At 74.8% G+C, this 14211-nt stretch carries 16 protein-coding genes and 1 pseudogene; 6 read left to right on the top strand and 11 right to left on the bottom strand.

Annotated features, from left to right (window positions below):
• Positions 1 to 4 precede the first annotated feature (4 nt).
• On the bottom strand, positions 5 to 715 hold the full coding sequence (locus ACWIZO_RS01955; RefSeq protein WP_448640872.1) for a hypothetical protein: 711 nt from the start codon (positions 713 to 715) through the stop codon (positions 5 to 7).
• Between the two features lie 37 nt (positions 716 to 752).
• A complete protein-coding gene (locus ACWIZO_RS01950) occupies positions 753 to 1082 on the bottom strand; it encodes a hypothetical protein (protein ID WP_448640871.1) in 330 nt (109 codons plus the stop codon).
• A gap of 67 nt (positions 1083 to 1149) precedes the next feature.
• On the opposite strand from ACWIZO_RS01950, the gene ACWIZO_RS01945 reads away from it, so the two are divergent.
• Positions 1150 to 4056 carry an AfsR/SARP family transcriptional regulator gene (locus tag ACWIZO_RS01945; protein WP_448640870.1) on the top strand — a complete coding sequence of 969 codons (2907 nt, stop codon included), beginning with the start codon at positions 1150 to 1152 and terminating at the stop codon, positions 4054 to 4056.
• A 262-nt stretch (positions 4057 to 4318) separates the two neighbouring features.
• Here ACWIZO_RS01945 and ACWIZO_RS01940 read toward each other — a convergent pair whose 3' ends face one another.
• Genes ACWIZO_RS01940 through ACWIZO_RS01930 form a run of 3 tightly spaced genes read right to left on the bottom strand, consistent with a single transcriptional unit; the run spans position 4319 to position 5667 of the window.
• Positions 4319 to 4642, bottom strand: coding sequence for an antibiotic biosynthesis monooxygenase family protein (locus ACWIZO_RS01940; RefSeq protein WP_448640869.1), 324 nt, complete (start codon positions 4640 to 4642; stop codon positions 4319 to 4321).
• A 26-nt stretch (positions 4643 to 4668) separates the two neighbouring features.
• Positions 4669 to 5352, bottom strand: a complete 684-nt coding sequence (locus tag ACWIZO_RS01935) for a hypothetical protein (protein WP_448640868.1) — start codon at positions 5350 to 5352, stop codon at positions 4669 to 4671.
• A gap of 24 nt (positions 5353 to 5376) precedes the next feature.
• Positions 5377 to 5667 (bottom strand): hypothetical protein, encoded by a 291-nt coding sequence (locus ACWIZO_RS01930; RefSeq protein WP_448640867.1) that lies wholly within the window; start codon positions 5665 to 5667, stop codon positions 5377 to 5379.
• Positions 5668 to 5753: 86 nt separating this feature from the next.
• Here ACWIZO_RS01930 and ACWIZO_RS01925 point away from each other — a divergent pair, with 86 nt between their 5' ends.
• The 4 genes and pseudogenes from ACWIZO_RS01925 to ACWIZO_RS01910 form a co-directional block, all read left to right on the top strand.
• Entirely contained in the window at positions 5754 to 6881 is a 1128-nt protein-coding gene (locus ACWIZO_RS01925) for a sensor histidine kinase (RefSeq protein ID WP_448640866.1), read from the top strand.
• A complete protein-coding gene (locus ACWIZO_RS01920) occupies positions 6878 to 7501 on the top strand; it encodes a response regulator transcription factor (RefSeq protein ID WP_448640865.1) in 624 nt (207 codons plus the stop codon). Before ACWIZO_RS01925 ends, ACWIZO_RS01920 begins: the two co-directional genes overlap by 4 nt.
• Before the next feature lie 183 nt (positions 7502 to 7684).
• Complete coding sequence (locus ACWIZO_RS01915; protein ID WP_448640864.1) at positions 7685 to 8098, top strand: GAF domain-containing protein; 414 nt, start codon at positions 7685 to 7687, stop codon at positions 8096 to 8098.
• Positions 8031 to 8324 (top strand): annotated as a pseudogene (locus tag ACWIZO_RS01910) (ANTAR domain-containing protein); the annotation flags it as partial. The gene ACWIZO_RS01915 and the pseudogene ACWIZO_RS01910, both read left to right, overlap by 68 nt.
• A 189-nt stretch (positions 8325 to 8513) precedes the next feature.
• On the opposite strand, the gene ACWIZO_RS01905 reads toward ACWIZO_RS01910, so the two are convergent.
• The gene (locus ACWIZO_RS01905) at positions 8514 to 8903 is read right to left on the bottom strand and encodes an ATP-binding protein (RefSeq protein WP_448640863.1); all 390 of its coding nucleotides are present in this window, start codon (positions 8901 to 8903) and stop codon (positions 8514 to 8516) included.
• Between the two features lie 539 nt (positions 8904 to 9442).
• A complete protein-coding gene (locus ACWIZO_RS01900) occupies positions 9443 to 9745 on the bottom strand; it encodes a hypothetical protein (protein ID WP_448640862.1) in 303 nt (100 codons plus the stop codon).
• 443 nt (positions 9746 to 10188) lie between these two features.
• On the opposite strand from ACWIZO_RS01900, the gene ACWIZO_RS01895 reads away from it, so the two are divergent.
• Positions 10189 to 10926, top strand: coding sequence for a GAF and ANTAR domain-containing protein (locus tag ACWIZO_RS01895; RefSeq protein ID WP_448640861.1), 738 nt, complete (start codon positions 10189 to 10191; stop codon positions 10924 to 10926).
• Between the two features lie 319 nt (positions 10927 to 11245).
• Here ACWIZO_RS01895 and ACWIZO_RS01890 read toward each other — a convergent pair whose 3' ends face one another.
• Genes ACWIZO_RS01890 through ACWIZO_RS01875 form a run of 4 tightly spaced genes read right to left on the bottom strand, consistent with a single transcriptional unit; the run spans position 11246 to position 14077 of the window.
• Complete coding sequence (locus tag ACWIZO_RS01890) at positions 11246 to 11659, bottom strand: hypothetical protein (RefSeq protein ID WP_448640860.1); 414 nt, start codon at positions 11657 to 11659, stop codon at positions 11246 to 11248.
• A gap of 10 nt (positions 11660 to 11669) precedes the next feature.
• The gene (locus tag ACWIZO_RS01885) at positions 11670 to 12473 is read right to left on the bottom strand and encodes a DUF4389 domain-containing protein (RefSeq protein ID WP_448640859.1); all 804 of its coding nucleotides are present in this window, start codon (positions 12471 to 12473) and stop codon (positions 11670 to 11672) included.
• A gap of 45 nt (positions 12474 to 12518) precedes the next feature.
• Entirely contained in the window at positions 12519 to 12932 is a 414-nt protein-coding gene (locus tag ACWIZO_RS01880) for a four-helix bundle copper-binding protein (RefSeq protein ID WP_448640858.1), read from the bottom strand.
• Positions 12933 to 12943: 11 nt separating this feature from the next.
• Positions 12944 to 14077 carry a flavin-containing monooxygenase gene (locus ACWIZO_RS01875; RefSeq protein WP_448640857.1) on the bottom strand — a complete coding sequence of 378 codons (1134 nt, stop codon included), beginning with the start codon at positions 14075 to 14077 and terminating at the stop codon, positions 12944 to 12946.
• Positions 14078 to 14211 lie beyond the last annotated feature (134 nt).

The raw sequence follows: 14211 nt of genomic DNA, 5'->3' as shown, positions 1-14211 counted from the left end.
GTGGTCAGCTCCTGACACCGGCAGTGGCCGGCTGGACGGGGACGGTGGACCGGCGGCGGTGCCGCTGGATGAGGACGACGGCGAAGGCGATCAGCCACACGCTCAACAGCACGTAGCCGGCTAAGTTGGCGGTGTCGATCAAGGGCAGGTCCAGCGGGGACAGAACTCCGGCGAAGACCAGGGCGGCCGACACCGAGCCGAGGGCGACGAACCAGCGGCCGGCGAACGCGGTGCCCAGCGCGGCGAGGACGAGCAGCGTCCAGGCCGCGGTGAGGAGGTAGCCGCCGGTCTCGCCGATCAGGTTGCCGAGCACGCGGTTGGCGGTGCCGAACGCGGCGCGGGCATTCGCGGCGGCCACCGGGTCGTTGCCGGCAGCGGTCGCGGCCCAGCCGGGAACCAGCAACGGCCAGCGGAGCAGGCCGATCACCTGGACGAGGGCGGCGGCGATACCGACGGGAACCGCCCATCGCATGGGCCGTGATGTCGACAGCCGGCCAACGCCCACGGCGACGGGGGCCAGAAGTGCGGCGCCAAACCCGAGGGCCAGGAACCAGGCGGTGACCGTGGTCTGGGAGTTCCGGAAGGAAGCCAGCACGTCGCCGGCGGGCTGCTTGAGCACGTCGGGGTAGTCGAAGACGGACCCGAGGCCGGTGAAGGCCACGTTGAGGAGCACGGCTGCGGTGATCATGAGCACCGCGGTGCGGCGAGGAGTCATGGCGAGCGGTTCCTTGTCCGGTGGAGGGAGCGGGTGGTCAGCGTTGGGCGGCCAGCGCGGCGATGTGCGCGACGAGCAGGGAGTCGGGGTGCTCGGCCAAGTGGTCGCGGGCCAGCAGGAGAGCGCGGTCGCCGTCGCCGCGTAGGTGCGCGGTCGCGACGGCGACCAACTGCCGATCGCGAAGGCGGCTGGCCGAGGCGGCAGCTCGGGCGAGCAGCGCCGACCGGCCGGGGGCGACCAGGGCGGCTCCGACGAGCACGGCCGGGTCCTGGCTAGTCGTGGCGGCCTCGAGGATCGCGTCGGTGGCGCCGGCGCTGTCCGCGATGAGATCCCGGATGAGCTGTTCCGGGTTGCTGGTAGCTGCCATGCACGGAAGCGTCGACGAGAGCGCTGACGAGCCGCTGACGACGGGCTGACGGCTCTAGGCTCGCCGGGTGCTCACCGTCGCGGTGCTGGGCCGGGTGGAGGTGCGGCGCGACGGGGTGCCGGCTCCCGTTCCCAGCGGCCTGACCACGGAGCTGCTGGTGCGGCTGGCGCTGGATGCCGGCCGTCCGGTCCGCGCCGAGCGGCTGGTGGAGGAGTTGTGGCCCGGTACGACGGAAACGCGGCTCAACACGTTGCAGGCGAAGGTGTCGCAGCTGCGCCGGGCACTCGGCGACCCGGCCGCGCTGATCGGCGCCTCGGAGGGCTACACGCTCGCCATCGACCCGGGCCGGGTCGATGCGGTGCGCGCGCTCCGGCTGGCGGAGGAGGGCGCCGCGCTGCTGGCGGCGGGGGACCCCGCTGCCTCGGCGGTCATCTGCCGGGAGGGGCTGGCCCTGTTCGGCGCCGAGGTGCTGCCCGCGGCGGGTGCGGCGGACTGGGTCCTCCCGCACCGGGTCCGCCTGGGGGAGACCCGGCTGCGGCTGCTCGAGGACGAGTTCGCCGCACGTCTCGCTCTCGGGGCCACGGGGGAGCTCGTGGGCGAACTGGAGTCCCTGGTCGCCGTCCACCCGCTGCGCGAGCGGCTGTGGGCGCTGCTGATCACCGCGCTCTACCGGGCCGGCCGTCAGGCGGATGCGCTGGCGGCCTCCCGCCGGGTGGCCCGGGTCCTGGCCGACGAACTCGGCATGGACCCGGGCCCGGAGCTGGCGGCCCTCGAGCGACGGGTGCTGGCGCACGACCCGGCGCTCTCGCCCGGTGTCACGTCTGAGCCCGTCGGGCGCCGCCACGGGAACATCCCGGTGCCTGCGGGCCCGCTCGTCGGCCGCGTCGACGAGCTGGCTGCGCTGCTGACGGCCCTGAAGGGCCACCGGCTGGTCACCGTCGTGGGGTCCGCAGGCGTGGGCAAGACCCGGCTGGCCCTGGAGGCCGCCGGCCGGGGGGCCGCCCCGCACGGTGCCTGGCTGGTCCGGCTGGAGGGCGTCCGCACCGCCGACGAACTGCCCGACGCGATCTCGGACGCCCTCCCGCAAGTGGACGGCTCCCGCGGAGACGTCGCCACGACCCTGCGCGGAGCCGACATGCTCCTGCTGCTGGACAACTGCGAGCACCTGGCGGAGGACGTCGCGTCGCTGGTCGCCGCAGTGCTCCAGAGCGCCCCGCGGATGCGGGTGCTGGCCACCAGCCAGCGGCCACTCGGGCTCGACGCCGAGCTGGTCCACCCGCTCGACCCGCTGCCGGAGGCCGACGCCGTCGCGTTGTTCGCCCAGCGGGCCACCGAGCGGCGGGCGTCGTTCGCGCTCACCGGCGAGACCGCGCCGGCCGTGGCGCAGCTGTGCCGCGCCCTGGACTGCCTGCCGTTGGCGATCGAGCTCGCCGCGGCGCGGACCCGCATCATGACGGTGCCCGAGATCGCCCGGCGGCTCGACGACCGGTTCACGCTGCTGGCCGACCCGACGTCGACCCGCCCGGAGCGCCGGCGCACCCTCACCGCGGCCCTGTCCTGGAGCTACGACCTGCTGTTCCCCGACGACCAGCGCGGCCTGTGGGCCCTCGCCCAGTTCCCCGGCGGGGCCACCCTGCCGGCGCTCGAGCATGTCCTGAGCGGACTCGGCGTTCCCCCCGGATCCGCCATCGACGTCGTCGACCGCCTGGTCGACCGTTCGCTGATCACCGCGGACCCCGACGCGACCGCAGGAACGCGGTACCGCCTGCTGGACAGCGTCCGAGCGTTCGCCGCCGACCGCGCGGCCGAGGCAGGCGCGGCCGGTGCCGCGGCCGACGCACTGGTCGCCTGGACGGTTCAGTTCGCGAGCACCGTCGCCGGAACGGTCCGCGGTCCGGACCAGGCCGCCCGGGTCGCCGCCACCGCGGCCGAGCGGGCCACGATCGACGCCGCCCTGGACCGGACCCGCACCACCGAGCCCTGCACGGGACTCCAGATCGCGGTCGACCTCGGCTGGGCCTGGGTTGTGCTCGACGACGCGGCCGCGGCCGCCCGGCTGCGCGCCGCCCGCCTCGCCGTCGACCAGCCGCCGCGCGGCCTCGAGGTGACGGCGCTGCTCCTCGAGAGCTGGTCGGAGGCGATGTCGGGAGACCTCACGGCCGCCCGCACCCTCCTCGACCGAGCCACCGCCCTCGCTGAGGACGACACCTCACTGGCCGTCCTGGCCCGCTGGTACGGCGGCTTCGTCCTGCCCCAGGAGGGCCGGGCGGGTGAGGCCCTGGCCGACCTCGCGCGCTGCCGGGACGCCTACGCCGCCGCCGGCGCCACCTGGGAGGAGGGAGGCAGCTGTCTGCTGGCGGCGTTCGCCTCGCTGGCGCTAGGTGACACGGCCGGAGGCCGTGCGGCCTGCGAGGAGGCGATCGGGATCCTGCGGCCGATCGGCGACGCCTGGGCGCTGCTGCACGCCGAAGGCGCGCTCGGCAGGATCGCGCACGCCGAGAAGCGGTGTGCGGATGCTGCACGGCACCACGGGCACGCCGCGGAGGCCGCGGACCGCCTCGGGTTCGGCGGGGCGGCCGCGCTGCACCGCGTGCAGCTGGGGCGCGCCCAGCACCACGGCGGCGACCCGGGCGCGGCGGACACACTGCGACGGGCGGTGGCCGGCGCGCAGCTCGCCGGAGACCGGCGGCTGCTCGCACTGGCCCAGGTGGCCCAGGCCGAGGTCCTCCGCGGCGCCGGCGAGCGAGCGGAGGCCCGGGACCTGCTGGAGGCTGCTCACCGTTGGTACAGCGAGTCCGGCGCCGGCGAGGGGGCCGCGCTGGCCGCCTGTCTGCGAGCCACCGTGCGCGCCGAGGACGGCGAACCCGGCGCCCGGGAGGAGTTGCAAGCCATCCACGACGCCGCGGAGACCGCCGGTGACCGCGAGGTGCACGCGCTGGCGGCCACCGCGCTCGGGGACCTGGCGAACTGCTGACCGCCTGTGACGCCAGGTGGTCGATGCCACCACGCCGGTCGTCAGGGGGGACTACGGCCACCGGCCGTCGGCACCCACGTCATCGACCCGGATGACGCGTTGCTCGCAGGGTGTCCATGTCCCGCGTCAGATCGCTGATCCGGAGTCCCGGGGCTCGACCAACAGGTGACCACCAGCGTCGATGGAGCGCCGGGCTGCGCGGGGAGGGCTGCCCGGGTCGGCGGGGACGGCCGACTCCGGTGCCTGCGGCAGACGTCGGGGGTCACCGGTCCTGCTCCTGCTCTGCGGTGCTGTGGGTGACTTCCACGGTGTAGAGGCCGGGGGAGGGGGAGAAGTCGGCCATCTGGGCGGCGATCGCGGTGAACTCGGGGCTGCTGACGGCGGACTGCCATGCCTCGACCGAGTCGAGCTCGGCGACGTTGACGTAGCGGAAGCGGGCCTGCGGGCCGAGCGCCCTGTGCAGGCGCGTGCTGCGGTAGCCGCCCCTGCCGCGGAGCAGGTCGTCGGCCTGCCGCCACAGCTGCAGGAAGCGCTGGTCCTGCTCGGGTGCGACCTCGAAGCAGTTGATCAGGGTCGCGAAGCTCATGGAGTCCTCCTCGTGCGCGGTCGTGGTCAGGCGGTGGGAACCGGCTGGGGCCCGGCGTGCGGGCGGGCGGAGCGGGCGACGAGGTAGCCGGTCGCGGCCGCCCAGGCGAGCAGGAGCAGCAGGGAGACCTCGAGCACCGGCATCAGGGCGTCGACGTCGACCAGCGCCGCGCTGCCGACCAGCAGCAGGGGGACGAGGACGGCTGCGGTGATCTGCAGCCAGCGGGGCGCGGCGCCGGCTCGCGCCGCGGCGGTGGTCGCGACCGCGGCGAAGGCCGCGAGCAGGGCGATCTTCAGGACGTCGACGGAGTCGATGGCGAGCAGCAGCGTGCGGCTGGTCGTGGCGGCGTGCTCGCCGAGGACCGCGGCCACGGCGAGGGCGAACTGCAGGAGGGACAGCGCTGCAGCGGCGAGGCCGATCCCGACCACGGCCCGGCGTAGCCCGCCGCGGACCGCGGTGACCCGGGCGATCCCGACCGCGAGCCCGGCGAGGGCGAGGCCGGCGGTGCCGTGCACGAGCAGCGCGGAGGAGACCACGGCCGGTCCGGAGTCGGCGTAGAAGCCGGCGATCTGCGCGGGCGGCGCGTCGTGCCCGGGTGCGGCCGGCGCCAGCAGCAGCCCGGCGATCCAGGACAGCACGTAGGCAGCGGCCGCGACCGCGGGGGCGTTCGGGTGAGCCACGGCGACGGGGCTGGGGGCGGTGGTGTGCACGGCGGTCCTCCTCGGGGTGGGGTGTCAGTGGTTCCAGACGGCGAGCAGCGCGGCGTTGCCGACGGCGAGCGCGGCGGTGAGGCCGAGGGCGAGGGCGCCCAGCTGGGCGGCGACCCGCACCGGCTGCGGCACGGAGGCGCCGTGCACGAGCAGCACCCAGCCGACCGCGACGGCGCCCGGGACCAGCACGACGGCGGCCAGCCGGCCGGTGCGCGACCGGGCGCCTCGCCGGGCGGCGACGGCGACGACGGCCAGCAGGCCCAGCTCCAGTCCGAAGCGGACGGCGAGGTTGAGGTCCTGCGCTGCGGCGAGCATGCGCAGACGGTGCCGCCGCCGGGCGGTCGGATCGTCGGCGCGTGGGTGGGTCTTCGGCGTCCACCCGTGGGTGGAGACTGGCGCCCGTGCACGGGCAGCGGCGGTGGGTCCTGCCGGTCGGGCTCGCCGTCGTCGCGCTGGTGGTGGTCGCCAACGCCGGCAGCAGCGTCGGGCTCGGGACCTCCGGCGACGCCCTGGTGGTCACGTTGTCGGTGGCGGTCTACGCCGCGGCGGCGCTGGTCTTCCTGCTGTGGTTCGACGCGCCGGTCCGGATCACCGTGGCGCTGCTGCTGGTCATGGCCGTGGCCTCGGCTGCCGCCCGGCACGGCGACCCGACCGGCACCGGCGGCATCGGGCTCTACCTCGGCGTGGCCTACGCACCGCTGCGGCTGCCGCGCCGCCCGGCCGTGGCCGTCGCCGCGGTGAGCGTCCTCCTCTTCGACGTCGTACTCGCGCTGGAGGCGCCCAACGCGGCGGTGTTCATCACCGTGGTGACCGGTGGCGCGGCGCTGTTCTTCCTGTTCGGCCTGCTGCTGCGCGGTGAGCAGGAGCAGCGCGCGCGGGCCGACCGCCTGGTCGAACAGCTGGAACGCAGCCGTGAGGCGGAGAAGGCCTCCGCCGCGCTCGCCGAGCGCGCCCGGATCTCCCGGGAGATGCACGACGTCCTCGCGCACACGCTGTCCGCGCTGGTCCTGCAGCTGGAGGCCCTCGCTGTCCGGGCCGAGCGCGCCGCCGACCCCCTCGCGGGGGGGCTGGCCCGCGCGCACCAGTTGGCGCGCGGCGGGCTGGTCGAGGCCCGGCAGGCGGTCTCCACGCTGCGGGGGGACGTCGTGCCCGGACCCGACGCGCTGCCGGAGCTGCTGGCGCAGCACGAGGCGGCCACCGGGACGCGGTGCACCCTCGACGTCCGCGGCGAGCCGGTGCCACTGGCCTCCGAGGCGTCGCTGGCCGTTTACCGCACCGTGCAGGAGGCGCTGACCAACGCCCGCAAGCACGCGGCCGGCGCTCCGGTGCACGTCCAGCTGGACTGGCGGCCCGACGGCGCGGTGGTCGAGGTCCACGACGGCGGCGGTCACGGGCGGGCCGCCCTGCACGAGACCGGCGGCGGGCACGGCCTGTCCGGCCTGGCCGAGCGTGCGGCCCTGCTGGGCGGGCGGTTGCACGCCGGGCCGGTCGACGACGGGTTCCACGTCCGCCTCGAGGTCCCGGCGTGATCCGCGTCCTGGTCGTCGACGACCAGCGCCTGGTGCGCGAGGGGCTGACGGCGCTGCTCGAGCTGGTCGACGACGTCGAAATCGTCGGCGTCGCCGGGGACGGCGCACAGGCGCTCGACCAGGTCGCCGAACGGCGGCCCGACGTCGTCCTGATGGACCTGCGGATGCCGGTGATGGACGGCGTCGAGGCCACCCGCCGGATCCGCCGGGACCACCCCGACGTCGAGGTCGTGGTGCTGACCACCTACGCCGACGACGACTCCGTCCTGGCCGCCCTGCGCGCCGGTGCCCGCGGCTACCTGACGAAGGACGCCGGGATGGCCGAGATCGCCCGCGCCGTCGCCGCCGCCGACGCCGGGCAGGTGCTGCTCGACCCGCAGGTGCAGGCCCAGGTGCTGCACGGCCTTGCCGGAGACCGCCCGCCGCCGCTCACCGACCGGGAGACCGAGGTGCTCGCGCTCATCGCCGACGGGCTGTCCAACGCCGAGATCGCCACCCGGCTGGTCGTCGCCGAGGCGACGGTCAAGACGCACGTCAACCGGATCTTCGCCAAGACCGCGGCGCGCGACCGCGCCCAGGCGGTCCGATGGGCCTACCAGCACGGGATCGCCCGGCCGTAGCCGGTGGCCCGGAGTTCCGCCGCCATACACGGACGCGAAGGGCAGCGCTGAGCCCTCGAACTCGACGGCGCCCGCGGGAGGACCGTTCTCCCGGCCGGCCGGGAGGACGGCACGCCGCGGAGCCGCTCCGCCGCCCCCCGGTGGGGCGGGTCTGCGGAGCGGGTCAAGACCGGAGGCCGTGCCGTGGCCAGCAGCCAAGACCCCGCGGCCCGCGAACGCCGCTCAGGCGCTGGAGCGCCTGAGCCGGTTGTCCCTGCGGGAGCTGTCGATGACAGCTTGCTGCAGACGGTGGTCGACCTGAGCAAGTCGGTGATGCCCGGCCAGCCGGAGACGTCGGTCCTGCTGCTGGTCGAGGAGCAGCCCACCACGGTGGTGCACACCGGTCAGCGCGCTGTTGACCTCGACGAGACGCAGGACGAATGCGGCCACGGACCCTGCCTGCACACCGCCCGTACCAGCGAGCTGACTGAGATCGCCGACACCCGCACCGAGACCCGGTGGCCGGACTACGTCGGGCGCGCGGCCGAGCGTGGCGACCTCAGCCCCCTGTCGATGCCGCTCATCATCGACGAGGACGAACAGTCACGGGCGCGCTGAACATCCACGCCCGAAGCCCCAGGGCTTCGACGAGGCCAGCCGGGCGGTCGCCACTCGGTTCGGCCCGTACGCGGCGGTCGCTGCCGGCAACCTGTACGCCTACCAGCGAGCGCGGGACCTGGCCGACAACCTGCAGGCCGCACTGGAGTCCCGTGCGGTGATCGATCAGCCCGAAGAGGTACTCATCGAGCGGTACAAGATCACGCCTGACCAGGCTTTCCAGCTGCTTGCCCAGGCGTCGATGAAGACGAATCGGAAGTTGCGGGACATCGCCGACCACCTGGTGCACACCGGCGAGTTCCCCTCCGGTAGGCCCAGGCGGCTGTGTCACCGGCGCCGGGGCGCCCCGGGGCCAGCGCAGCGGCGGCGGTGGGGAGCTGACGGGGCCGTCCGGATCCGCGCCGCCGTCCGGGTCTCAGTGAGGGGTGTGGTCGATACGCGCCCAGACGATCTTGCGGTCCCCGTCGATCGCCCAGCCGTGTGCGTCGCACAGTCGGGCGACCAGGTACAGCCCGAGGCCGCCCCTCGCCGGATCGCGGCCGATGGCAGGGCTGGGCGGCCGGTCAGCCGCGGCGTCGCTGACCTCGAGCAGCCAGGACGTGTCGCTGCCGGTCACGGTGACCTCGACCGGGCTGCGGCCGTGTCGCAGCGCGTTGGAGACCAGCTCCTCGTAGGCCAGCAGCAGGCGTTCGACGGCGCCCTCCTCGGTGCCGGGCGGGCGGGCGCCGTCGTGCAGAGCGGCGGCCAGCCGTCGCCGGTCGGCGGTCAGGTCGGCCGGGCCGGCCGGCACCCAGTGCCCGAGCATGGGATCGCTCCCCGGTTCCGGCCTCGGCTCCTGCCCCCACGCCGGGCTCATGCCAGTGCCTTCGGATCTCCGAAGCGGGATCCGGCGTACGGGCGTTGTCGGCCGTGAGCTCGGGCCCCGTCCGCGTCGGCGCCTCCGGCGCTCACCGGCGGAGGCCGCGTCGGGCGGGGGAGCGGCCGGCGGGCTGCTTACCGGACGTTTCCATGACCTACCTCGATCCCGCGGGGATCGGCATGGGCCGCTGGATGTGCCTCGCGACAGCCCACGTGAGTGGCGTCACCGGCAGGGCGCGAGCGCGGGCCGGGACGGGAACCGGCGGGCGACTGCCTCGGCCACCGTGGCCGGCCGCAACGGTCAACGCCAAACCCGCTGAGAGAACAGGACCGGTCCTGCGCCCGGTCAGGTACCCCCGTCGGCGGCCGGGCACACTCGACCGCCCGGTCAGGCGTGATCGGGCTGGCAGCCGCTCCGCCGGGTACCCGCCCAGATGAGTGCGGGCACCGGTGCCGATGCCGACACCGGTGGCGGCGCTGGACGAGCTACGGGGTCTCAGCCGATCCCTCGGTCTGCGAGGCCGTCGAGGGCCGGGCGTTCGGCAGCTCCCGGTAGGGGGCCATGCTCGGGTGACCCAGGTCCCACAGGCACTCGTTGAGGGCGTGGATGAGGGCGTTGTGCTCGGAGGCTGGCCAGGCGGCGATGCCGGCGAGGTACTCGACGAGCGCGGCACGAGGCCGGTTCCCGCCCAGCTCGGCGTAGCGCCACCACAGGTCGGTGACGGTGAGGGCCCCCAGCCGCCAGGCGATCACGGTCAGCGGGCAGGCGGGCGCAGTGAAGGGAGGCACCGGGAACCTCGAGGTCGTCGGGTCGTCGGGTCGTCGGGTCGTCGGGTCGTCGAGGCACCGAGGGGCGCTGCGCCGGCGGATGGGGGTGAGCCGAGGCCTGCTGTTGGGCTGTGAGTCCTCCGCCCGGCCGCCCGGCCGGGCAGCAGCTCTCGTGGCCAGGTGCGCTCTGCTGCGGCTTGGGACCAGTTGTTCGACGTCTCCATCGGACAGGCTGATCGGGCGGCGCCGGTGCGGACGTTCATGCACCGCGTGCGCGTAGGGTGGAGCGACCAGGCGGTCACACGATCACGGCGAGTTGGCGCCGTTCCGATGGCCGGACCCCGGACGCTGCAGGACTCGGCCCGGTTCTTCGTCCCCGTCGTCCTCTCGTGGACGACCGGTGACGCCATTCCTGGACTGTCGCGAGGTGTCACCCCGCAGTCCGTCGTAGAGCAGAGACCGCCGTGTCCGCGCCTGATCCGGGCGACATCGAACCGCCGCGCGATCCCCGTGCCGCCTTCGCCGAGCTGAGCAAGATCATGCTCGGTGAGCAGCCGCTGTCGGCGACCCTCGAGCGGGTGGCCGAGCTGGCCAAGCAGACCATCCCCGGTGCGGCCGATGTGTCGGTCACCCTCCTGCGAGACGGAGAGGTGGCCAGCGCGGCCTTCACCGGACCGCTGGCCGCCCAGCTCGACGAGCGCCAGTACGAGGCCGGGTTCGGCCCGTGCATGGACGCCGCGACCTCCGGCACGACCATCACCATCGACGACACCGCCCACAGCCCCACCTATCCCGACTTCGCCCGGGCCGCCGCCCGCAAGGGCGTCCGGCACACCATGTCGATCGGGCTGCCCGTGCAGCGCCAGACGATCGGGGCGCTCAACGTCTACGGCGCCGACGACACCCCGTTCGACGAGGCGAAGCAGGAGCTGGCCACCGCGTTCGCCTCCTACGCGGCGGTGGCCGTGGCCAACGCCGGTGTCTACGCCAGCACCGCGACCCTGGCGGCCAACCTGCAGCGCGCCCTGGACTCGCGGGCGGTCATCGACCAGGCGAAGGGCATCCTCATGGCCCGCCACCCCGGCATGTCCGCCGACGCGGCCTTCGATCTCCTGTCGAAGGAGTCCCAGCTGAACAACCGCAAGCTGCGCGACATCGCCGCAGACCTGGTCGACGAGGTCCAGCGCGGCGACAGGGACTGACGTCGGAGCGGCCCCAGCAGCCGTGCAGCAGGTCAGGAGGCGGGCGTGACGATGCCCTCCGACGGGTTGGACGGACAGAGACGACAGCCGTCCGGCCGCGGCTGGTCGGCGGAGTGGATGCGCGCTGCGTCGGTGGCCGCCCAGTCGGCGTGATGCTCGGCCCAGGTGTCCGGGAAGACGTCGCGCAGCCGCGCTCCGGCGGCGTCGGCCGCCAGCCACAGCAGCTCAGCGCCTACCTGCAGGCCATGCGGGGCGCGGAATCTCGGTCGTGCGGAGGACGCCTGTCGCTCGTCCGCAGAGCACGCTCATCGGCGGCTGGTCACACCGTGCGGCCCGGGTGCCGACGCGGCTCGGCGATGACAGGAGGAGTGCAGTGCTCCCGGAGGATCTGCGGGGGGAGGAGCGCGTGGCGGACACCGTTGCCGCTGCCGTGGGGCGCACCGGCGGCGGTGGAGCGGCGCCCGCTGATGACGACGGCGGCAGTTGCCGCTGCGGTCGTGGGCTGGTCCTGCTGGGCGTAGGCGTCTCCGCGCTGGTCGGCCTCGGCGAGGAGGCCGGCCGGACGGTCACCACGTGAGTGCTCGCCCTCGGTGTCTCGGGCCTGCTCACCTGGTGGCGGGGGTGGCGGGCCGTCGGGTTCACCGGCCCCGGACACCGGGACCGCGACGGTGACCCCGGCGGCGGTGACCCGGTCGATCGGGTCGCCGCTACCGGGGCCAGCGCTCGGCACCACCCGCCAGGGGCTATCCGCGGATGCCGACGGCGGGGCCGGTCGCACCCGGGGTGGCCGCCGAGGGGGACGGCGGGCCGCCGGGTGCGGCCGGGGCTCCCGCCGGTGACGGCGGCGGGGGCGGCGGCACCGCCGGGACGGAGCCCGGGTCCGGGCCGCCCAGGTCGAGGCGGAAGGGCGGGTACCGGTCGGTCATCAGCCCGACGTACGCCGCCACCCGCAGCGCCCACCGGTCCATGCCGAGGACGAAGTCGTACAGCGGCCGCGGATAGCGGCCGGTGAACAGCAGCACGACCGCGGCGATGAACACGAGCAGGCCGACCAGGCCGCCGCCGGCGCTCCAGTCGTCCCAGCCGTTGTCCGACGCGCTGCGGGTGGTCAGCCACAGGCCGCCCCCGACGAAGACCGACAGGACCAGGTAGTGCGGGATGGCCAGCAGCCACTTCACCAGGACCAGGCCCCGCGACAGCCGCTCCGGGTGGGGCACGTCCAGGTGGGCGGGGTAGTCCGGCACGTCGGCGAGGGTGAACGGCGGGTAGCGGTCGGTGCCGTTGGCGCCGTAGCCGTAGTAGTGCACCCGCCAGCTCCAGCGCATCACGCCGACGTTGAAGTCGAACAGGGCGCGCGGGTAGCGCGCGGTGATCAGGATCGCGAAGAACGCGATCACGCCGACCACGCAGAAGGCCAGCCACAGGAAGGCCAGCACGACGTAGTGCGGGATGAGCAGCAGCCACTTGACCAGCCACAGCCCCCGGGAGGCATCGGCGTCCTCCGACGCGTCCACGCGGACCGGATAGGTGGTTCGGTTCTCTGTCACGGCTCGTTCCTCTCTCGGCTCCACCACGGGTTCCGCCGTCGTCCGTCAGCCCAGCGCGGCGATGAGGTCGCGGCAGGCCTGCTCGCAGCGGCGGCACGCGTCGGCGCAGATGCGGCAGTGGTCGTGCATGGACGCGTGCTGCGAGCACTCGTCACCGCAGGCCCGGCACGCGGTCGCGCAGGCCTCGAGCACGGCGCGGGTCAGGTCGGCGTCGTAGCCGGTGTGGCGGGACAGCACCCGGCCGGTGGTGGTGCAGACGTCGGCGCAGTCGGTGCAGGTGCGGATGCACTTGGTCAGCTCCGCCACCATGTCCTCGCTGAGGCAGGCGTCGGCGCAGGCGGTACACGCCTCGGCGCACTCGGCGCACGCGTCGATGCAGGCCCGCATCCGCTCCCGGTCGACCCCGCCGAGGTCCTTCGGGTAGGTGTCGAGCATCTGGGCGGTGATGGTCGTGGTCATGGCGGTTCTCCTCAGGGGTAGGGCTGACGGCTGCGGATGTCCGCCGGCGCCGTGCGTCGGCTGCCGCCGGAGTCGCGGATGTGCTCGGCGAGGTGGGCGGCGTCCTCGTGCACGAAGCCGAGCAGGGCCGAGCCGCGGGTGTGCTGCCAGGGCAGGCCCAGGACGTACAGGCCGGGGACGTCGGTGACGCCGCGCCGGTGGACGATCCGTCCGTCGCGGAACGCCTCCGGCACCTGGATCCAGCTGTGGTCGCTGCGGTAGCCGGTCGCCCAGACGACGACGCCGACGTCGAGGGTGCTGCCGTCGGCGAAGCGCACCGTGCGCCCCTCGGCGCCGGTCAGCCGCGGGCGGAACCGGACCCCGGCCTGGTGCAGCCGCTCGCGGCCGGTGCCGATCACGACCTCGCCGCGCGCCTGCATCCGCCGGCCGAGCCGGGACGTGGCGGGAACCCGCATCGCGCCGAGGCGGGTGAGCCACCAGAACAGGTCCCGGCCCAGGATCCGCTGGGGCAGCGCCGGCAGGCTGGTGCCCACCGCGACGTCCACCGGGCGCGCGCCGATCAGTTCCTCGGCGATCTGCAGGCCGGAATTGCCCGCGCCGACGACCAGCACCGGTCCGTCCGGCAGCCCCGCGGGGTGGCGGTAGGCCGCGCTGTGGACCTGGGTCACCGAGGGGTCCAGTCCTGCCGCGAGGGGTGGCACGGCGGGCACCTGGAACGGTCCGGTGGCGACCACCACCTGCGGGGCCCGCCACACGGTGTCGGCGGTCCGGAGCTCGAACCCCTCCGCGGTCCGGTCCAGGCGGAGGACGCGGCTGTCCAGGGCGACCGGGATGTCGAAGGCGGCCACGTAGGCCCGGAGGTAGTCGGCGACCGCGTCCTTGCCCGGGTAGGTGTCGGCGGGCGCGGGGAAGGCCATGCCGGGCAGGGCGTCGAACCGTGCCGGGGTGAACAGGCGCAGCGACTCCCACCGGTCGCGCCAGGACCGGCCCACGTCCCCGGCGGCCTCCAGGACGACGAACCGCAGACCCTGGCGGGCAAGGTGCCACGCCATCGCGAGGCCGGCCTGTCCCGCACCGACGACGACCACGTCCACGAGCCGGTCGGGGGAGGGGTCGTCCCGAGGACCGCGGGTCTGCTGCGTCATGCCGGCCCTCCGCAGGTCAGTGCATGGGAGCGGTCCTCGCGATCTGGGGTCCGCCGCGGCGTCCAGCGGCAGTCTCGGGGTCGGTCGGCAGCCAGGGCATCGGCGGGATGACCGGACCGGAGGGGGATCTTTGA

This window comes from Geodermatophilus sp. URMC 63 (genome assembly GCF_053502565.1).
Note: the sequence above shows the minus strand (reverse complement) of the source record. Positions and strands in the feature narration are given on the sequence as shown.